Raw genomic sequence first — 21687 nt, 5'->3', positions numbered from 1 at the left:
TTTTGAACGTTTCTAGAAATTCAATTTATAGTAGCGATACTTTGGATAATCTAAAATTGTACAAGCAAGAGTGATTGAAAAGCTTATTCTTGCGGCAGCACCTTAAAAAGTATGTAAAACCTAGTGGTACAGCCTTTAGTTATTTTATGACACCTTGTAATTTATCAATCTGTTGTATTAACAAGCGTGGCAATTAATGAAAGTAGGTAATTAATAATGGCTAATGAAGCTATGAATATCGGTACTTATGTAGGTGAATTTGGGGCAAAAGGTAACAACATAGACGATGATTCAGTAGCCATTCAAGCAGCAATTAATTATAGAAGTGCAAATGGCGGTGGGGATGTTTTACTTATGTCACAGCACATTATTAACAAATCTATAACTATACCGTCCAATATAAGATTGAAAGGAGTTATGTTTACAAAAATAAAATCAACAAATTCAAGTTATCTTTTCGGGATTCCTGCGGATGCAGATAAGGTAGTGATAGAAGGTATAACATTTGATTACGAAAGCCTAAACTCCAATATTGCTATTCTAGTGAATGAAAATGTAACTAATCTAAACTTAAATAAGTTGGATTTTAAAAACTTTATTGCAGGTAGTGCAGTCCAACAGAATGTTATTAGATTAAAAACAGGAATACAAGGAAATATTTCACATTTAACCTTTAGAAATATTAAATGCACTTCAAATGGAATTACTGGTGATAGTGGCGGAGCGGGGCGTTGTATACGAACAGATTCATATGGAGTTAAAGACCTTAGAAATTACAGTTTGAACATTTCAAATATACACATAGAAGATTGTTTCAGCGTTGATGAATATGGAAATTTCATCATTGAAGATTTTGATGCTTTCCATTTCCAACATATGGGAGTTAACGGGATGATAAACGTGTCTAATGTGACAGCAAAAAATTTCAGTAAGCGATTGATGAAATTTGAAGCAGACGGTGTAAATGTTTCTAATGTAGTAGCAGAATCAGAAAAATATGTTCCATGGTTATTTTCTGTAATGAGTAAAAATATAAATATTTCAAATGTAAATATTAAAGGGAATGTTGAAAAAATTTTTGAGTTTGTGAATGCTAAAAATGTGAATATAAGTGTTGTATTTGTAGATAGTAATTTCGAAGGTATGAATATCTACGGTTCTTTATTCGCTTTTTACAATTCATCGAACATTAATATATCTCAAGTATCAGGAAAGGGCTATGGAGGATTTCTTTTTTATGGGAAGGTAACAGAAAATATCTACATCAATAAAGTGAATTTAATGCTTAAAGCCCAAATAATATATATTCAGGATAGGGACTCTCCTAATACATCTTATACAGGTGGCAGAATATCCAACATCATCTTTTCTGAAGTTTTTATTAATGTACCGACAACAATGTATAGTGCACCTTTATTATCTGTTAATGGATTAGGAACGGTTAATCCAATATCACAAATTAACTTTAGAGATTTTAAGATTGTAGCAAATCAATGTTATCAATTCGGTTTAATAAGGTGTAGATCTGCAACTGATGTAACCTTTGATAACCTAATCATTGAAAATAATTCTGATTTAACTAACCCTGTGTTAATAAACGCTGATGCATCGAGTACAGTCCAGATACGGGGGTTAAAAGTAAGGGGGACACCAACAATAAATGAAATATTAGTATCAGGGAATGGCAATCTTCTTGTTATACGCTCAAATATTGCTAATGCGCAGTTAAATGGTATACATGCTAAATTAGAGTTAGAAAAAACACCGGGACTAGTATCATATCTTTCGGGTGCTACAAGTGCCCAATTGACAACTAGTTAATAACAGTTTTGAAAGAAAACCATGCAAAAGTTGACTTCAAGACAAAGAGAAACAGGAAACCGATGGCCGTCATACTAAATCAAGGTCAATTTTATAATTTTGATCGGAAACACCAGATACTAATGTTTTTTTGGGTTTACCTAAATCAAGTATGATGACACTTTTAATAATAATTCGCTTGTACAGTTCCAAAAGAATCGATCTTGGTATTGAGAGTGTCACTTAATTACCTTAGAGAACCCAGCAGAAAATGCTGTTTTTTTTTTGAGCCTTGTTAAGAAAAATGAGTTCCAGCAAATCTAAAAACAAGTAATATCGTTTTTTTTATGTTCCCTTTTAATTTAATATGAATAAAGTTTTAAAAAAATAAACAGAAAATAGCAGATCCATGCCCATTGCTTATGGGTTTTAATTCCATTTTGTAAGCTAATAGAGTGTAATGAGGGGAAAAGTGGTTTAAACCACTTTTCCCTCTCTGGAAATATTTTCAACAATGGATGCTGGGAAAGCTTTTCGAAATAATGAGGAATAGAAAAAACAAGACGTCCCTTAATATATACATATTTTAACGAGCAGAATATTTCCTATCCTCGATAAACTCGCGCATTTCCTCTTTCGATATTCCTGACCCCATAACATCCTGCATGATTTCCATCCACTCTTCATCTATGTCCTTGACTTCTTGTTTGTATAGCAGAGCATCCACCTTTATACAAAGAATTCCAGCTAATTTTTCTAAAACTAGTATAGTAGGGTTTGTTTGAAGGTTTCGTTCCAGTGAGCTTATATAAGATTTGGCAACGCCGGATTTTGCGGAGAGTTCACTAATTGACATTTTCTTTTCTTTCCTAAGCGACTTAACTCGGTAACCTATCATATTGACCACACCTTACCATTAATATGAAAATTAACTGATTTAAACTATCACTTTCAGTTTACACATTTTCCTTTCATTTTTAATGATAACTAGGCACTAAAATACTTGACACAATATTATCTATAAACGGATTTTCCTGTTTTGGTAGGCATTTAGTTAGGTTTTTTACAAGAAAATATTTAAAACATACAAATCATATAAGGAAGGTTTGAATTTAGTGTATACTTATGTTTATTGAAATTTAAGTCGCAAATATTCTGGGAAATGGGTTATAAATATGTATTCAATTCAATATTTCAAATTTAGGAATTATTTCCTTTGTATTGTCATTTTCTTTTTTGTAAAATTAATTGGGCATTTGAAAAGTATTCTTAGATTGTAAGTTTCATGTAAATTTCCTTGAAAATACATAAAAATAGGCAATATTATGTTATAATGCAATAGGTCATTTTTAACATATCAGGAGGATGAAATGGAAGAAACTATTAGTATTAAAGATATTTTTAAAACATTAAAGAAACGTTGGAAGCTAATCATGCTGCTAACATTAATTGCTGCTTTGATTAGTGGAATAATTTCTTATTTCTTATTAACACCGATTTACCAGTCTTCAACACAGATACTTGTTAATCAGAAACAATCGGAAAACCAATTGGACTCGAATCAAATCCGATCTAATATCGACATGATCAATACATACAGCGTGATCATAAAAAGCCCTGCCATTTTGGAGAAAGTCATTGATGAGCTTGAATTAGAGCAAAGCGTAGAACAACTTAGTGAAAAAATCACAATCAACAGCCAAGAAAATTCACAGGTCTTTTCATTAACTGTTCAAGATAGTAATCATACCAAAGCAGTAGAAATAGCAAATACAGTTTCTGAAACTTTCCAAAAGGAAATCAAGGATATTATGAACGTCGATAATGTGAGCGTTCTGGCCAAGGCTGAAATTAAGGAGAATCCTACACCTGTAAAACCTAATCCAGTATTGAATATTGCAATTGCGTTGGTGGTCGGATTGATGGCTGGAGTCGGCTTGGCATTCCTACTGGAGTATATGGACAATACGATCAAGGACGAGGATGATATTGAAAGACTCCTAGAGTTACCTATACTTGGATCAATTCAAAAGATTACACAGGTACATAATAAAGGATAATTCGGATTAGAAGCAGTATGAAAGGAAGCGGGATTTTTGAGAAGTAAAGATAAAAAACAGGTGAACTTGATTGCACAGACAAATCCTAAGTCACCTATCACTGAACAATATCGATTAATTAGAACAAACATTCAATTTTCCTCAGTTGATAAAGAAATACAAACCATTGTGGTAACTTCATCGGAGCCTAATGATGGTAAATCGACCACAGCTGCCAACCTCGCCATCGTGCTGTCACAGGAAGAGAAAAAAGTTGTGCTAGTGGATGCAGACTTAAGGAAACCATCCGTTCATTATGCTTTTAGTCTTAGTAATATAGAGGGACTTACGAGTGTACTAACCAAGAAAATGAGCATAGAAAAAGCAGTCATGAAAACGAATGTGCCTAATTTGGAAATTCTTACAAGTGGGCCGATACCGCCTAACCCCTCGGAATTATTAAATTCCAAAGCGATAGAAAAAGCTATTGATGAATTAAAGGAAATATATGATTATATCATTTTTGATACACCGCCCGTTCTCGTAGTGCCGGATTCCCAGATTGTAGCCAATAAATGTGATGGCGTGATCATGGTAGTGGCGAGCGGCAAGACAAATAAACAAAGTGCAGTAAAAGCAAAGGAGCTCTTAGTGAAAGCTAACACATACTTACTTGGAGTCGTTTTGAATGGCGTTGAAACGGATAACAGCAATTATTATTACTATCAATCTTAATGGAATAAAACAATTTTCGACAAAATAACACCCTGTTTAATGGCATTTTTATATGCTACTATTAATCAGGGTATTAATTCCTATTTTCAGATAAATTAGGTCATTTTTCCTATTTGTTTTATAAAGGAAGTGTATGAGATTTGATTGACATACATTGTCACATTCTCCCAGGGGTTGATGATGGATCCACGGACATGAAGGAAAGTATGAACATGGCAAAGAAAGCGATAGAAGCAGGAATCACCCATATATTTGCCACGCCACATCACTTAAACGAGAAGTATGTAAATGTTAAAAGTGACATTATTGACAGTGCAGTTAGGTTAAATGAGAGTTTGCAACAAAACAATATTCCTCTCACCATTCATCCCGGGCAAGAAGTAAGGATACACCGGGACTTATTTTCTTCACTTGAAAAAGAAGAAATCTTAACGTTAAACGATAAGGGTACATATTTGCTGCTAGAGCTTCCTTCGGGAAGGGTACCCACATACACACAAGAAGTGATTTATGAGCTGCTACTGAAAGGAATAACACCGATTATCGTACATCCGGAAAGAAATAAGGAACTGATAGCGGATCATAAACTATTATTTGAATTGGTCCAGGAGGGCGCGTTAACTCAGATTACCTCCGGCAGTATCATCGGGAACTTCGGTAAAAGTATTCAATCATTTTCAAAAAAGATAATCGAACATAATCTGGCTCATTTTATTGCAACAGATGCTCATAATATAGGCCCTAGAGGATTCACATTACAACTAGCCTATGAAAAAATAACAAAAACATATGGAATAGAACGTACTTTTCATTTTAAAGAAAACGCTGAACAGCTATTAAAGGGCCAAAGTCCTACTATTGAAAAACCAGTGCCATTCAAAAAAAAGATTTTAGGGATTTTTTAGTATGGTGGATAGTTAGGAAACGCTTTCATTATTATAAATAATATTCGTTAATGTGTAAAGTTTTATAAGGCTCTTAAGAAATAATAGGATTCAGTGTAAAGGATTTAAATAAGGAGATAGATTAATTTGGAAAAGTTTAGTGATTATCCGAAATCTATAAAGAAAGCACTGCGATACATACAACAAGATGCTTCCTTAATCTTATTAACTCAATTAGAGACGAGCCTACTAAAGTCTATTAAGAAAAGAAAAAAAGCTCTACAAAAAAAGGAAAAGGAACTATGATTTAATTTAATAATTTTAGTGACAATTATAAGGTTACTTTTTGGAACAGTTTAAAACCTGTTTTCATTGAAAAGTAAAGGCCGAGAACATTAGAAGACTCTGCTTTTGCTGAATTTAAAAGTAAGTATTTGAAGGGGGAAATTTGGTTGGCCTACCGAAATCGACTAACGTTACTGGCATTATTAGACTCCGTAATCGTATTATCGGCCATTTATGTAAGTTATTTAGTACTACATCCATATTTAGAAATTTTTAAGCTTACAGCACTCTTAATAAGCTCAGTCGCTCTATTAATTAGCCATCATTTTTTTGCTTCTATTTATAAGCTGTATAATAAGGCATGGGAATATGCGAGTATTGGAGAGTTACTGTCTATTGTTAAAGCAGTAAGCTTATCAGTTATCGTAGTTATTGTCATCCAGTTAATGGTTTTTCAAGATGTTTATGTAAGAGCCATGGCATTGACCTGGATGATGCATGTCATCCTTATAGGCGGATCCCGTTTTTCGTGGAGAATGCTGCGTGACCGCTTGATAAATAATCAAAAGGAAACCAGAAATACATTGGTAATCGGTGCGGGTTCTGCTGGAACCATGGTTGTACGCCAACTTCTTAATAATCATGACACGGAACTTAAACCTGTAGCATTCATTGATGATGATCCGAAAAAAGATAAGCTAGACATCTTAGGAATACCCGTTGTGGGTAACTCAAAACTTATCCCCGAAATGGTGGGAAAATATCATATAGATAATATTGTCATTGCAATTCCTTCATTAAATAAGAAAGAATTGAAGGTCATCTTTGATGAATGTGTCAAAACGACTGCAAAAACGCAAATTATGCCCATGATTGAAGATATTATGTTAGGGAAAGTAGCAGTTAATCAGTTTAAAGAAGTGGAAGTGGAAGATCTATTAGGGAGAGAACCTGTTGAATTGGATATAACCAGTATATCAGAATATGTAACAGGCAAGACCATCCTGGTAACCGGGTCTGGGGGCTCGATTGGTTCAGAGATTTGCCGCCAAATATGCAGATTCTCACCTGGCAAACTTATTCTCCTAGGACATGGAGAAAATAGTATCTATCAGATTGATATGGAACTGAAAAAGTTATATGCAGAACAAATTGAAATCATACCTGTTATCGCAGATATTCAGGATCGAGAAAGAATTTTTGAAGTGATGGACACCTACCGCCCTGATGTTGTTTATCATGCTGCTGCACACAAACATGTTCCTTTGATGGAATATAATCCACGTGAAGCGGTAAAAAATAATATTTTCGGAACAAAGAATGTTGCAGATGCGGCAGATACTTTTGGTGTCGGGGCTTTTGTCATGATTTCTTCTGATAAAGCGGTTAACCCAACAAATGTTATGGGATCAACCAAACGTATAGCTGAAATGATCATCCAGAAGTTAGCTAAAAATAGCACGACAAAATTTGTTGCTGTTCGTTTCGGAAATGTTTTAGGCAGCAGAGGGAGCGTAATTCCTTTATTTAAAAAGCAAATTCAAGCCGGTGGACCAGTTACGGTCACACATCCAGACATGACGAGGTATTTTATGACTATACCTGAAGCGTCCAGATTAGTCATTCAGGCAAGTTCATTGGCTCGAGGTGGAGAGATCTTTGTTCTTGATATGGGGGAACCTGTTAAAATTGTCGATTTAGCGACAAATCTTATACAGTTATCAGGCTATTCAGTAGATGAAATTGGAATCGAATTTTCCGGTATCAGACCTGGTGAGAAAATGTATGAAGAACTATTAGGGGAGAAAGAGGTTCATAGTGAAGCTGTGTTCCCTAAAATCTTTATAGGAAAAGCGGTTCTGGAACAGGAAGAAGAAATAGAATATCTACTAAGCTTCCATGAAAAATTATCTTCATTAGAACTTAAAGTATTCGTTATAAATTTAGCTAATCAGAGAAAGAACAAAGTTTTATTAGCGAAGTCCTAGTTATTGTAAATAGTTTTATAGTGTTACTACAACGGTAGAACTTAGTTGAATCTCAAAATCAAAGGATGTGTAATATTGAATAATGAGCAAAAAGGATTACTAGTTAATAATTCATATTTAATCTTCAAAAGAATTTCTGACTTATTTTTTTCAATATTATTATTAATTCTAGCATCTCCTATCATGGTTTTAGCAAGTATTGCAATTAAGATAGAATCAAGTGGCCCTGCAATATTTAAGCAACAACGACCTGGAAAAGATGCTTATGTGTTTAAAGTTTTCAAATTTAGAACTATGAGAGTTGAAACAGAGAAAGATGGAAGAGTTCTTTCTGATATGGAAAGAATGACCAAAATTGGTTCCGTGCTGCGTAAGACAAGTATCGATGAACTTCCTCAGCTTATTAATATCCTACGTGGTGAAATGAGTTTTATAGGACCAAGGCCCTTACTTGTAAAGTATTTAGATTATTACTCTGAAGAACAAATGAGAAGACACGAAGTAACACCGGGTATATCAGGGTGGGCCCAAGTGAATGGAAGAAACACATTAAGTTGGGAAGATAAATTTAAATTCGATACTTGGTATGTAGATAATATAAGCTTTTCTCTTGATTTGAAGATACTTTGTCTCACTATTTATAACGTTTTAAAAAGAAAAGATATTAATAATTCTAATGGTGATACAATGCCATTCTTTACAGGAAACACAAAAAAGAACATTTCGGAGGCCAAATAATAATGGGGAATTTATTAATTTTGGGAGCCGGTGGACATGGAAAAGTGGTATCTGAAATTGCAATGCAAACAAATTATTGGGAAAACATTGCTTTTCTGGATGATAGAGAAAATCTAAATAAAGTATTAAGTATTTCAGTACTTGGCAAATTTAGTGAATATAATTCTTTTAAAAAAAAATACAAATATGCCTTTGTTGCCATAGGAAATAATAAATTAAGGCTTAATTGGATAGAACGGTTGGCAAGAGAAGGATTTATTATTCCCACACTCGTTCATCCCTTTAGCTTCATTAGTAAAACAAGCTCGTTAGGTGAGGGGACAGTCGTTATGGCAGGAGCAGTTGTAAATGGTGATACAAATATTGGGAAAGGTTGTATTATCAATACTTCCTCTAGTGTTGATCATGACTGTATACTTAATGATGGGGTACATATTTCACCTGGTGGGCATATTGGTGGTACTGTAACGATTGATAAATGTACTTGGGTTGGAATCGGTTCATCAATTGTGAATAATATCCATATTGGAAAAAATGTTCTTATTGCATCTGGAGCTTCTGTTATTAAGAATATTTCTGATAATATTATGGTCGCTGGGGTGCCAGCGGAGTTTAAAAAACATCTAGGAGTGAATGATAATGAATAACAAAACCATCCCACTTTCTGTTCCGAACCTCTCTTTAGATATCCTGGAAAACCTAAAAGAAACTATTGAAACAGGCTGGGTATCTACTGGAGGAAGATTTATTGAGGAATTTGAGACTAAAATTGCTAAATATGTAGGAGTTGATAGAGCTATATCTTGTCAAAGTGGTACAGCAGGATTGCATCTTTCTTTAAGGGCACTTGGTGTTGAGAATGGAGATGAAGTCATTGTACCTACATTAACATTTATAGCTGCTGTAAATCCTGTTCGATATGTAGGAGCAGAGCCGATTTTTATGGATTGTGATGATACTCTTAATATGGACTTGGATAAGTTAGAAGAGTTTTTAGAACTTGAATGTAAATTTGTAGATGGAAAAGTAATTAATAAAAAGACTAATAAACATATTAAAGCGATTATTGTTGTTCATGTATTCGGGAATCCGGTAAATATGGAAAGGCTAATGTCGATTAAAGAAAGATATAATATAAAACTTATTGAGGATGCAACAGAAGCTCTAGGATCCTACTATCTTAAAGGGCAATATGCAGGAAAACATTGTGGAACTATCGGTGATGTAGGAGTTTATTCATTTAATGCAAATAAGATCATCACAACGGGTGGTGGAGGTATGGTTGTTTCAAATACCCAAGAGTTACTCGATGAGATAGTTTTCCTATCTGTTCAAGCTAAGACTGATCCTTTGTATTTTATTCATGATGAAGTAGGTTATAATTATCGAATGACTAATATACAAGCTGCTTTTGGCACAGATCAGATTGATAGACTAGATAACTTTATCGAAACTAAAAAAAGGAACTATAAACTTTATAAGGAAGCTATAGGTAACATAGATGGCTTAACCCTATTACCGTTTAAACCAGATACAAGAGCAAATTATTGGTTTTATTCAGTTATAGTAGACAAAGAAAAGTTTGGCATAGATAGAGATGAACTTCTTTTATTACTTAACGAAAATAATATTCAGACAAGACCATTATGGGGCCTTATTCATAAGCAAAAACCCTATTTAAAGAATCAAGGATATAGAATCGAGGAAGCCGATTTTTATGAGAAACACCTTATTAACGTGCCTTGTAGTAGTAATTTATCTGAGGAAGATATTTTGAAAGTAATAAGTACTTTAAAAAAATGTAGAAGACTATCTATGCAATAAAGCAACAAAAAAAATAACTTTAGGTATTTTTAAATTATAGTAAATATTAAAAACACCAAAGTAAATTTGAAAAAGAAATAGTGCTATTTAGCTGTTTATCAGTGTATCTCAATTAGTTATTATGTGAGCAATATTATGTATAAAGATAAATGTTTTTAAAAAAAGTGTAATTCGGAGGTTAATTATGCAAATTATATACCTTCACCAATATTTTTCGACTCCTAGTAGTGCGAATGGAACAAGGTCATATGAAATTTCTAAGCAATTAACAGAATCTGGTCATCACGTAAATATGATAACTGGAACTAATTATAGTGAGGAAGAAATTAAAGGGTATCTTCCAAATAACTTTAAATTATATTCAACTAACACCCCGTATTCAAATGCGCTGTCTTTTTTTAGACGAATACTGGCATTTTTAATTTATGTTTCTAAAAGTTTAATTATAGGAATGAAAATAAAACAACCTGACGTAGTATTTGCATCATCTACACCTCTTACAATTGCATTACCTGCACTTGCGATTTCCAAATTTAAACGGACCAAATTTGTTTTTGAGGTAAGAGACGTTTGGCCGGAGGTTCCTGTTAAACTTGGGTTTATAAAGAATAAATTATTAATAAGCCTCTTATACAAATTCGAAAAATATGTTTATGATAAAGCAGATCACATAATTGCCCTTTCACCTGGAATGAAAACTAGTATTTCTTCAAAAGGTGTTAATCCGGAAAAAATTTCAGTTGTTACAAATTTTTCGATTATGCAATTATATGAAACCATACCCTTGAACAAACGAGAAATTAAAAAAAGGTATGGCATACCTGAAGATAAATTTGTATGTGTTCATCCTGGTACAATGGGTTTTGTTAACGGACTTGATTATGTAATCGATGCTGCTAAAAAGATTCAAAAATATGATAAAGATATAATCTTTTTACTTGTTGGTGATGGTAAAGAAAAGAATTTGCTGAAAAATAGAGTTAAGGTAGAAGCGATAGAGAATGTTATTTTCAGAGACCCATTACCAAAGCATGAAATTGCTTTACTAACTAAAGGCTCTGATATTGGGCTAGTAACTGTTAGAAATAATCCTATCTTATTTAATAATAGCGCTAATAAATTTTTTGATTTTCTTGCTGCAGGAATTCCAGTAATGATAAATTACAGTGGATGGCAACAGACAGTACTTGAAACACATAATGCTGGTTTTGCTAGTGATCCTGAAGATTACCAAGACATGGTTGAAAAAATCCTTGAAATTAAAAATAATAGAAGACTATTTGAAGAGATGGGAGATAATGCTTATCACTTGGCAAAGTCTTCTTATTCAAGAGATATTTGTTGTAAAAGGATAGAAGAAATCATTAAAGGTGCTTAAAATATGATTTTCAGACTAGGGTAGCTGAATATAGAATCTTTTTATTGTTTGTTTTTTTAAAAAACAGAGAAAATAGAAATTCTAATATATTCCAAGGTATTGCAAGAGAAATAATTTTTGTAAGGTTAATCACTGAATATTTAATTACCAAAATTTAGGTAGAAAAGCATTGAAATATAAATCATTTGCTAATAAAGGAAAGCGCGTAAGATTGATTAGTAGTTAATATGTCTTTCTTTGGTCTTTAGGGATAACTTTAAGGATATAGAGAATAAAAAAAGGGGAAATTCAATTGAGTATTTATGAAAGTATTTTATCAAAAGAAGAAAAAATCGCTATAGTAGGGCTTGGTTATGTAGGTATGCCTCTCGCTATTGAATTTGCAAAATATGTAGAAGTAATAGGTTTTGATACAAATAAAGATAAAATTGAAAAGTATAAAAGCGGTATCGATGTAACTAATGAGGTTGGGAATAAGGTTATACAAGATACTACCATGTGTTTTACATCAAATGAAGAAAAATTGAAAGATGCTAAATTTTATATAGTAGCAGTGCCTACACCGATTAGTAGTGATAAAATGCCAGACTTATCTCCAGTTATCGGTGCAAGTGAAGTAGTAGGTAGAAATTTAACTGAAGGCTCTTATATTGTATATGAATCAACCGTATATCCTGGTGTAACAGAAGAAGTTTGTATTCCTATACTGGAAAAAGAGTCTGGTTTAAAATGTGGAGTTGATTTTAAAGTAGGTTATTCTCCTGAAAGAATAAATCCTGGTGATAAGGTACATAGACTAGATTCCATTGTAAAGATTGTATCTGGGATCGATCATGAGTCATTAGAAATAATTACAAAGGTTTATGAAATAGTTGTTAAAGCAGGAGTTCACAAAGCTAGTTCTATAAAAGTAGCTGAGGCTGCAAAGGTTGTTGAAAATTCACAAAGAGATATTAATATAGCATTTATGAATGAATTAGCAATGGTTTTTGATAAAATGGATATTGATACAAGTGAAGTAATAAAAGCAATGAATACGAAATGGAACGCCTTAGGCTTTTATCCTGGTTTAGTTGGTGGTCATTGTATTGGTGTAGATCCTTACTATTTTATCTATAAAGCAAACCAACTTGGTTATCGTTCACAAATTATTGCATCTGGAAGAAAAATTAATGATGATATGGGCAAGTTCGTTGGACAAGCAATAATAAAAGAATTAATAGATGCTGATAAGAAAGTTAAAGGTGCAAAGGTAGCGATTTTTGGGGTTGCTTTTAAAGAAGATTGTCCAGACGTAAGAAACTCAAAGGTAATGGATATAGTGAATTATTTAAATGATTTTGAGATAAACATAAAATATATTGACCCTGTTGTGGATCCCGATGAAGCTTATCGAGAGTATGGTCTTAGTTTATCAAGCTTAGACGATGTAAGAGATATGGATGCAATTGTTTTAGCTGTGGGGCACGAAGAATTTAAAGGTATTGATTTGGAGGAATTATCCTATTTCTATGCTGATAATAATAAAATACTTATTGATGTAAAAAGTGTTAAAAATAAAAGTGAAGCTATACAAAAAGGGTATTTGTACTGGAGTTTGTAATATATAAAGAACAACTAAGGTAACTATACATTTTAGTTATCTTAGTTGTTCTTAACATTAATATTTGAAAGGATAATAGTGTTTTATTAGGTATAGTTATATTATTGGAGGAAAAACAATGAAAGTTGAAATGTTAATATCAACAATGAATCAGGAGAACTTGGATTTTTATAATAAAATGAATATATCTACGAAATCTGTAATAATAAATCAAATAACAGATATAAAGTTAGATCATCCTGAAAAAATTGAAAATAATGATATGGTTTTCATTTCTCTGAATGATAAAGGCTTAAGTAAAAGCAGGAATATGGCAATTGAAAATACAACTGCTGATATTTGTGTTGTATGTGATGATGATATGAAATATAAAAAGGGATATGACAAAACTATTATAAAGGAATATATGAAAAATCCAGATGTTGATATAATTGTGTTTCAAGTTGAAAAAAGTGATGGCTCCTTCTATAAAAAATATCCACAAAGAGAAAAATATCTAAATTTTATTACAGCTATGAAAGTAAGTTCTGTTGAAATTACATTTAAAAAAAGTTCGATTGTGGATGCTGGAATAAGGTATAACGAATTATTTGGAGCAGGAAGTAAATTCTTTATGGGAGAGGAAAGCATTTTCTTATCTGAATGTATAAGAAAAGGGTTGAAAGTATTATTTGTCCCTAAAAGTATTGGGTACTTAATGGATAGTGAATCAACTTGGTTTAACGGGTTTAATCGTGATTATTTTAAAGTAAAGGGGGCTTGTTTTTATGCGATGAGCCAAACTTTTTATCCACTCCTAATATTACAATTTGCCATTAGAAAATATAAATTGTATAAACAAGAAATGAAGTTAATTGATGTAATTAAATCAATGTTAATTGGGAAGAAAGAGTATTTAAGATCAATTAATAAGAAGCTTGATTAATTATTAATCAGGGGAAAAAGGGTTGCGTATGAACGAAATTTCAAGTGATATAAAAAAAGATAGAATAAATATAATCTTATTTGTCTTATTCTTATTTTGTGATATTTTAACTTTTCCTGTGGTAATGTTAACAGGAAGTAGTTTGGCTTTTTGGATATTTTTGATTTCATTAATAGTATTTTCGACATTATTAAATAAACAGATAAACAAAAAAATATTATTGATTTTTATTACTGGGACTATTGTATTTATGGTTAATATATTTTTGGTTGACTATAAACGAGACGTAATGTACATATATATGTTATTTATTAGGGTAGGGATTTTTTCATTATATTTCTCTAGCTTAATAAAAAATTATAAAATTTTAATAAAGTATTATTATGCTTTTAGTTTGATAGCATTACTTATTTCTAATCTTTATTTAAATTATTTTACAAGTACTAATGGTTATATGGATTTAGGAACCAATCTGGCTTATATATTTATTGGCTTAGCCATTTATCTATATAATGCTAAATTCAAATTAAAATTACTTAATTATTTTTTATTATTTTTTGTATTTATGGAGGTTTTAATTTTTGGTAATAGATCATCTTTATTATTTTGTATATTTGTAATACTTTATTTTGAATTGGTTAAAATAAAGTTGGATAAAAAAGGATTACTAGTTTTGTTTACAAAAATGTGCACTATGCTAATAATAATATATATTTTATTAAGAAATATTAGCGTTTTATTGCAAACAATAAGTAATTTTTCTTCAGCATTCGGAATAAATTCATATACACTAACTAAGTTGGATTTAACAATTAAGAGTGGTTTATCTGGCATTGTAGAACAATCTTCTGGAAGAGAAGTTCTCTATCCTTTGATAAAAGAAACAATTATAGAATCTAACTTTTTACCAAACGGTGTAGGCTATCTACCTATTATCACTAATTATACCTATGCATACCCGCATAATTTATTTTTAGAAATAACATTGGATTTTGGAATATTTGGTTTGATTGGGTTTATCATGATATTTATTTCATTATTTAAGAAATATCTTTATATATCAAATGAGGATCAAATGTTTAGGGATATAGTAACTACTATGGCCATATTTAGCTTCACTAGATTAATGGTTAGTGGTTCATATTGGCAGGAACCATTATTATGGAGTGTTTTTGGGCTAATCCTATTTTATAAAAAAGGACTAACTAATTCTAGTAAAAATAATAGTTGAACTAAATAATAGACAGTTGAGATTTTAATATATCTATTCCCGAATAGAATATACAAAGTAAATTGCTGTTTTAAGGAGAAAAAATTGATAAAGACAATAATAAGCTACCTTCCTTCGGTTATTATACCCACAATTATTTCGCTTATTACCACTGTGCTATATGGAAATTATATGAAGGCTGAACAATACGGAGAATATAATATATTTATCACAACATTATCAATTTTTAATACGTTATTTTTTTCTTTTATGTCTTCTTCTATGCTTAGATTTTATAATAGTTTTGAAAAAATAGATAAACAATATAAAATCATAAGTTTATACGTTGTTACGACGTTAGGATTGTTATTAATATTAACTGTTATTATAATTCCGTTTAAAGGAATAGAAAGTATTTATATAATAAGCTGTTTAGCTTCAATAGGATTTTTCAACCTTTATTCTAATTTATTGCGAGCAAGCGAAAATAAAATTTGGTTTAATGTTATTAAATCGTTGTTTCCAATAGGAACACTTCTGTTGGTTTTATTTTTCGTTCTCAATGATAACCTTAATACAAGCAATGCAATTTTTTCCATGTATGTACCAATGGGTATTATCACTATAGTAATGACCATTATATATTTTAAAAAAGGGTTAATACGTTTTACCTCAGGCTATGATAAAACCCTGTTAAAAGAAACAATAAATTATGGAATGCCGTTAGCGTTTTCTGGATTACTATATCTTGTGATGGCAAGCTCTGATAGATTTATGATAAGTTATTTTCTTGGTAATGAACAAGTAGGCATATATTCATTTGCATATAGAATAGCTGAATTATCACTGGTGAATGTAACCATGATTATTATGTTAGCCTTATATCCACAATTGGTAAAGGTCTATGATTCTTTTGGTAAACAAAAGGCAGAGGCATTATTAACTAAATATTTAAGTTTACACTTTATAGTTATTATCCCAGTTGTTATGCTAATGATTTTATATGTAGATGAGTTAATGGATATAATTTTCCCAATATATAGTGAAGGGGATGTTATTGTTAAATTCACTATAATTGGTACTCTATTTTTTTCTATCAGTACTTATACAGATAAAGCCTTTCAATTAACTAAAAATACAACAGTAATGCTCAGAATTCTTCTGATTTCTGGAATAATAAATATTTTACTAAATTTAATATTAATTCCGAAATTAGGTGTTAATGGTGCTATAATAGCCACGATTTTTTCGTATATTATTTATATTTTATTATCTTTAATTCTTTCAAAAAAATTTATGAATATTGTATTCCCTATGAAATTTTTGTCCTACATTTTAGTGGTCAATTTTTCAATATCATACTTTGTAATTGTATTAGATGAAAAATTATTAATAAACGACATTGGCAGGGTATGCATTGGAATACTATCTTACATAATTTTATATTCAATAATTATCTACTTTACTTTCAAGTACAAAAAAAGAAATCTTGAATATTAAGTGTTAAAAATGCAATAGAATTGAAATCCATGTACTACTCTCACTTTTATCTATCTAACCAGATATATTTTGTTTTGGTTAAAATGTCACTGTATCAACAAAAGTAACAATCATAAAATAGTTTGTTCAATATGTCATTAATAGGTAAGTATAAAACAGTTGCCTGTAAATTTGAAATGCATAAAAAGTCACTTGGTTAATATTGAAAACCTGTAAAAATCAAAGGAGCTGTCCAAGTTTGAAAATAGATACTAAAGTTAGTGTGATAATACCAACATTTCGGAGACCAACTTCGCTAAAAAGGGCTATAGACTCTGTATTAAATCAAACTTACAAAAATATTGAAGCCATAATAGTCGATGATAATGATCCAGAAACTGAGGCTAGGTCACAAACCGAAAAAATTATGAATGATTATAAGAATATTAATGAAGTTAGATATATAAAACATAAAAGGAATAAAAATGGTGCAGCAGCAAGAAATACTGGTATAAAAAATAGTTTTGGAGATATAATTTGTTTTCTAGATGATGACGATTATTTTTTACCAGAAAAAGTAGAGAAACAGATAAAATATTTAAAAAGTCAAAGTCAGTATCAAGGGGTGTATTGTGGTAGAATTCAAAGGGGAAAATATATTAAACCAGAAAAATCAGGGGACTTAACGAAAGAAATCCTTTCCCTTACTTTTACTCCTACTACTTGTTCCTTAATGTTTTATAAACATGCTGTAGAAGATATAAATGGTTTTAATGAATCATTTAAAAGGCATCAAGATTTCGAGTTTTTACTAAGGTTTTTTCAAAAATATAAGTTAGGATTCATTGAAGAAGCTTTAGTAGTAATTGGTGAAAATTTAGGGGAGAATGCTATACATGGGAGAGAATTAGAGAACATGAAAAAAAACTTTTTTAGTTCCTTTAGTAATATTATGGAGGAATTAAATGAAAAAGAAAAAAAGGAAATATTTTGTTCGCATTACAGTAAAGTATTTTGGGACCATATACATCATAGGTATTTTCATTTAGCATTAAAAGTGTTTATAAAATATACATTTAAGTATCCAATTGAATTTACAAAATCAAATTCAATTTTTTTAATTAAATATATTAAGAGGTCCATTCCCCTGCCTAATAATAATTCCTTAACAAAAGACTAAACTTCGATATTAATTATTTTTAAAACGCTATAAATAATTTTTTTTAGTCATTAATATGTATACATCCATTACATTAAACATTAACTTCATTATACTCAATGTCCTTTATAACAAAATTAAGTCTTAACTTTTACAGTTATTTGGGGAATAATGTTAAAGAGCGGTCACACTTCTATTTAACCTTAAGTGAAATTAAATCTCTTAAAGAGCACATAGGAGTATCCAACTTTTTTCTTAATTGTTAACCTACTCATTAATGTCTCTCTTACACGCTGAGTTCTATCAATTCTTGGGTTTGATAATATGAGAGGTTAACTGACAAATACTACATTAATAGCTTTGCCATAAACACCCAGGTTTATGGAAGAGCTGTTTTTTTTGGAGGGATCGAGCTCAATTGTACAATGTAAAAAGGAAGAAGGAACTTTTTAAAGGGAAATGGCTTAAATATTTAAAGAAAGATGTTGTGTTTCTTCTTTTCTTTATTTTGTTACTTTTTATTCTTAATGGAATAATTATAACTCAAGTAGAGGTGACAGAGGTTTATCAAAAAAGTGTCAATGTCAAAACATTTGGAGCAAAAGGTGATGGAGTTACAAATGACACTGCAGCTTTGCAAGCTGCTCTTAACTATTCGTTAAAGGGGAAAAAAGTGTTTTTACCTAAAGGAACCTACTTGATTGATTATTTAACAGTTCCTAAAAATGTTAAGCTAGAGGGAGAGTCAGGTTCAAGAATAATTGCAAACGGGAATATGTATTCGGAATTCATAAGAATTTCTGGTAACAACGTTGAGCTAAAGGGACTTGAAATCAATGGAGATGGTAGGCGTTCTATTGGGCTGAGTGTTGGGCAAGGATCACAGAATATAATAATCCATGGATGCTCTATAAGTAACATAAATTCTACTAAACTAGAAACAACGGCAGGAATTAAAGTAGAAGGTAATACAAACGATGTGCTTATTCAAAATAACTCGATTGATGGGATTTATAATAAACCTAATGGGAAGGAGTCAGATAATGCAGGTACTTCAAGAGGCATATGGATTGGTAATGAGGCAAAAGGAAGAGAACTAGTAGAACCGAAAAATATAAAAATAGACAATAATGTTATAAGCAACATATATACTCGTGAAGATGGAGATGGGATATCCGTACAAGGTTGGGATGGTAACGTTGACGTTTCTATAATAAATAACTTATTTAAGTTTTGTTCAAAAAGGGCTATCAAAATTATGTCACCAGGTGTTTTGGTGCAGGGGAATGTAATTTTAAATAGCTATACACATGCTAGTGATTACAATAAGGTTATGTACTCATTTATATCGGTTTATGCTAGTGATGTAATTATTGAGGGGAATCAAATGCTAGGTGGTAATTCATATCATGGCATAGACATAGGTACGGACCTGAGTGAATCAACAAAACGAATAAAAGTTACAAATAATGAAATTGTTTTATCGGAAAAAGGAATCAAAACTTTTCTGGGCGGCATCGCTATGTACACAAATGTCGAGGACGTGTATTTATCAGGAAATATAATAAAAAATACAAATACCGGAATATTTATGCAAAAAAACATAAAAGGATGTATAATTACGTCAAATTCAATTAGTAATGTTTCTGAGCGTGGGATAACTATTAGCAGTTTTAAGTACAGAGATATAAGTGACATTGTAATATCAAATAATGAAATTGAATCTACAAAAGAAGCAATAATATTACAAGCGGGGAAAGCAGTTGTGTCAGGTAATTCAGGAAGGACAAGTTCTAAAGCGTGGCCGTTTATTACTATTGCAGGAAAAGCAGATGTTCGCCTAAAAGGGAATTTACCTGATGTTAATTGAGCATAATTTATACCATCCTTATTTTAATTATTTCTTCTCGGTTAGAGTGAAGTCTTGTCAATGATATGATATGTAGCCACGTCTGCTTAAGTTGGAATTATTTCACCACCACCTAATTAGAGAGCTTGCTAAATAAACGAAAATATTGATTAAGATGATATTTGGGATGTATCCTCGTAAGTTTGTAGAAATTTTAACTAATAATTGTCGTTACATATATGTATCAAAGAATCAAAAAGAACTCAATTGGCTTAGATGATTTTCTTTCCGTTCAATGGCAATTTCGTAAAAAAAGGGGTGGGGATTGCAAGCTGAACTATTTTCTTTGATAGAAAAGTAGAGAAAAAGTATGCAGAAGCGTTTCCTTCAGCCTATTAGAAACATTGGTTATCCAACAGCGTGAAACCGCCGAGCATTTCATATAAACAATCTTCAATAACTCATCAGTCTTGGAATATAATTTTCCTCTTCTTAAACATAAATCGAGTTTTTCAGTCTGTTTAAAATAATTTATTTAACTTTTTTAGTTTGAAGAAACCCTTCCCTATATCTTGCTTATCTACATACCATAATGCTGTATTTAAGCCAATCATTGGTTGTGGTTAGATATGTTTTAGCAGCCCCCCACCATATAAAATGAAATTATCTGAATATCATATCTATAAACTCTTTCAATAGTGTCATATCATTACTCCAAAATTAAGCTGGATATGGTTCAAATCAAATGTGTTCCAATTATCCTTTCGTAAGAGTTATTTAATAGAAGGCTAGTCTTGTGACCTCTTCCCGCTTTTCTGAATTTTCGAAATTTAATACAAACTATTTTGGCACATAGATTTTACATCAGGAAAGTGTTTTATGATCTAACTAAAATATTAATAGTTTTGCGTAAGGTTGATTTTAGTCTTAAATTTGGAATCACCTACTTTTTAAAGAGAGTTAAACATATTAAAGAGAGTTAAACATATTAAAGAGGGAATACCCTTCATAATTCTTGGATCTCTTATTTACTCGATTTACGTAAATACTTTAGACCTGTTTGCCTTAAAGTGTGATATTATAATTAAATTTATTGAGACTTTGTATACACCATGCTATGATGATTAGTGCTATAGTTATACATAATTAGTTCTATATGTAAGAATAGGTTTTAAATGGGGAAGTTGTATAAAAAGTTTATGATAATCTCACGGTCATCATAAGAAAAAAAATTTATTTAAATTTTACATAATATAGAGGACTACGTTTTCATGATATTGGAGCAATTCTTCAATTCCCTTTAAATGAAAAAGAGGTGAAAGAGAGTACACTATTTTATAAGTTACAGCGGTTAGTAGGTCAATAAAGGATAATCAACAAATTTGGGCATATAGCCAAGTTTAAGATGAATTCTCTTGTGATTATACATTGACATATTCTAACCCCTCCATCCTCAATGAATATAATGGATTTTTAATATTTGGAAGGGTATTTCTTGTGCATTTATCATGGTTTTGATTTATCCAGGTGTAATTAGTAAGCCTGGTTAAATGCCATAATGCGTTTGCGTTCTTTAAAATATGTGGAAAGAAGGGTCTCTATACTTAAAGAATAATTTCTTCTATAGGTATTGCTCCTCCTAAATAGTCATTGTGCCGTGATGTATTATGACTAGCAGGAATGTATGGCTCAACATCCTTTTATAAGAGATAAACCAAAAGGTACATGTAGCTAGAATCTCGTGATTGATGCGGTAGAATATTTCCCTCTTGTTAAACTTACGGGAAGTAT

Annotated in this window: 16 protein-coding genes; 15 read left to right on the top strand and 1 reads right to left on the bottom strand. The window is 31.2% G+C overall.

The window, feature by feature from the left end:
* Positions 1-216 precede the first annotated feature (216 nt).
* Positions 217-1821, top strand: coding sequence for a pectate lyase family protein (locus AC3ISB_RS19450; protein WP_489273912.1), 1605 nt, complete (start codon positions 217-219; stop codon positions 1819-1821).
* 565 nt (positions 1822-2386) lie between these two features.
* Here the strand turns inward: AC3ISB_RS19450 and AC3ISB_RS19445 are convergent.
* On the bottom strand, positions 2387-2698 hold the full coding sequence (locus AC3ISB_RS19445) for a helix-turn-helix domain-containing protein (RefSeq protein ID WP_489273910.1): 312 nt from the start codon (positions 2696-2698) through the stop codon (positions 2387-2389).
* Between the two features lie 472 nt (positions 2699-3170).
* Here AC3ISB_RS19445 and AC3ISB_RS19440 point away from each other — a divergent pair, with 472 nt between their 5' ends.
* The 14 genes from AC3ISB_RS19440 (at position 3171) to AC3ISB_RS19375 (ending at position 19917) form a co-directional block, all read left to right on the top strand.
* Entirely contained in the window at positions 3171-3860 is a 690-nt protein-coding gene (locus AC3ISB_RS19440) for a YveK family protein (RefSeq protein WP_489273908.1), read from the top strand.
* A gap of 36 nt (positions 3861-3896) precedes the next feature.
* Entirely contained in the window at positions 3897-4574 is a 678-nt protein-coding gene (locus tag AC3ISB_RS19435; RefSeq protein WP_489273906.1) for a CpsD/CapB family tyrosine-protein kinase, read from the top strand.
* Positions 4575-4714: 140 nt separating this feature from the next.
* Positions 4715-5479 carry a tyrosine-protein phosphatase gene (locus tag AC3ISB_RS19430; RefSeq protein ID WP_489273904.1) on the top strand — a complete coding sequence of 255 codons (765 nt, stop codon included), beginning with the start codon at positions 4715-4717 and terminating at the stop codon, positions 5477-5479.
* 431 nt (positions 5480-5910) lie between these two features.
* Positions 5911-7731, top strand: a complete 1821-nt coding sequence (locus AC3ISB_RS19425) for a polysaccharide biosynthesis protein (RefSeq protein ID WP_489273902.1) — start codon at positions 5911-5913, stop codon at positions 7729-7731.
* 75 nt (positions 7732-7806) lie between these two features.
* Positions 7807-8469 (top strand): sugar transferase, encoded by a 663-nt coding sequence (locus tag AC3ISB_RS19420; protein WP_489273900.1) that lies wholly within the window; start codon positions 7807-7809, stop codon positions 8467-8469.
* A gap of 2 nt (positions 8470-8471) precedes the next feature.
* A complete protein-coding gene (locus AC3ISB_RS19415) occupies positions 8472-9116 on the top strand; it encodes an acetyltransferase (protein ID WP_489273898.1) in 645 nt (214 codons plus the stop codon).
* Entirely contained in the window at positions 9109-10293 is a 1185-nt protein-coding gene (locus tag AC3ISB_RS19410) for a LegC family aminotransferase (RefSeq protein ID WP_489273896.1), read from the top strand. Before AC3ISB_RS19415 ends, AC3ISB_RS19410 begins: the two co-directional genes overlap by 8 nt.
* A 184-nt stretch (positions 10294-10477) precedes the next feature.
* Positions 10478-11671, top strand: coding sequence for a glycosyltransferase family 4 protein (locus tag AC3ISB_RS19405; protein ID WP_489273893.1), 1194 nt, complete (start codon positions 10478-10480; stop codon positions 11669-11671).
* A gap of 292 nt (positions 11672-11963) precedes the next feature.
* The gene (locus AC3ISB_RS19400; RefSeq protein WP_489273891.1) at positions 11964-13274 is read left to right on the top strand and encodes a nucleotide sugar dehydrogenase; all 1311 of its coding nucleotides are present in this window, start codon (positions 11964-11966) and stop codon (positions 13272-13274) included.
* 118 nt (positions 13275-13392) lie between these two features.
* Positions 13393-14199, top strand: a complete 807-nt coding sequence (locus AC3ISB_RS19395) for a glycosyltransferase family A protein (RefSeq protein WP_489273889.1) — start codon at positions 13393-13395, stop codon at positions 14197-14199.
* Positions 14200-14221: 22 nt separating this feature from the next.
* The gene (locus AC3ISB_RS19390; RefSeq protein WP_489273887.1) at positions 14222-15430 is read left to right on the top strand and encodes an O-antigen polymerase; all 1209 of its coding nucleotides are present in this window, start codon (positions 14222-14224) and stop codon (positions 15428-15430) included.
* Positions 15431-15514: 84 nt separating this feature from the next.
* On the top strand, positions 15515-16909 hold the full coding sequence (locus tag AC3ISB_RS19385) for an oligosaccharide flippase family protein (protein ID WP_489273885.1): 1395 nt from the start codon (positions 15515-15517) through the stop codon (positions 16907-16909).
* A gap of 238 nt (positions 16910-17147) precedes the next feature.
* The gene (locus AC3ISB_RS19380; protein WP_489273883.1) at positions 17148-18068 is read left to right on the top strand and encodes a glycosyltransferase family 2 protein; all 921 of its coding nucleotides are present in this window, start codon (positions 17148-17150) and stop codon (positions 18066-18068) included.
* Positions 18069-18465: 397 nt separating this feature from the next.
* Positions 18466-19917: a right-handed parallel beta-helix repeat-containing protein gene (locus AC3ISB_RS19375; protein WP_489273881.1), complete on the top strand. Its 1452-nt coding sequence runs from the start codon at positions 18466-18468 to the stop codon at positions 19915-19917.
* The last annotated feature ends 1770 nt before the right edge of the window (positions 19918-21687 follow it).

The sequence above is a fragment of the Peribacillus sp. GL_122 genome (assembly GCF_057835005.1).
This window is presented reverse-complemented; position numbering and strand designations above follow the sequence as displayed.

Coding starts and splice junctions, on each gene's coding strand:
- AC3ISB_RS19450 (WP_489273912.1), top strand. CDS start 217: ATGGCTAATGAAGCTATGAATATCGGTACTTATGTAGGTGAATTTGGG.
- AC3ISB_RS19445 (WP_489273910.1), bottom strand. CDS start 2,698: ATGATAGGTTACCGAGTTAAGTCGCTTAGGAAAGAAAAGAAAATGTCA.
- AC3ISB_RS19440 (WP_489273908.1), top strand. CDS start 3,171: ATGGAAGAAACTATTAGTATTAAAGATATTTTTAAAACATTAAAGAAA.
- AC3ISB_RS19415 (WP_489273898.1), top strand. CDS start 8,472: ATGGGGAATTTATTAATTTTGGGAGCCGGTGGACATGGAAAAGTGGTA.
- AC3ISB_RS19410 (WP_489273896.1), top strand. CDS start 9,109: ATGAATAACAAAACCATCCCACTTTCTGTTCCGAACCTCTCTTTAGAT.
- AC3ISB_RS19405 (WP_489273893.1), top strand. CDS start 10,478: ATGCAAATTATATACCTTCACCAATATTTTTCGACTCCTAGTAGTGCG.
- AC3ISB_RS19395 (WP_489273889.1), top strand. CDS start 13,393: ATGAAAGTTGAAATGTTAATATCAACAATGAATCAGGAGAACTTGGAT.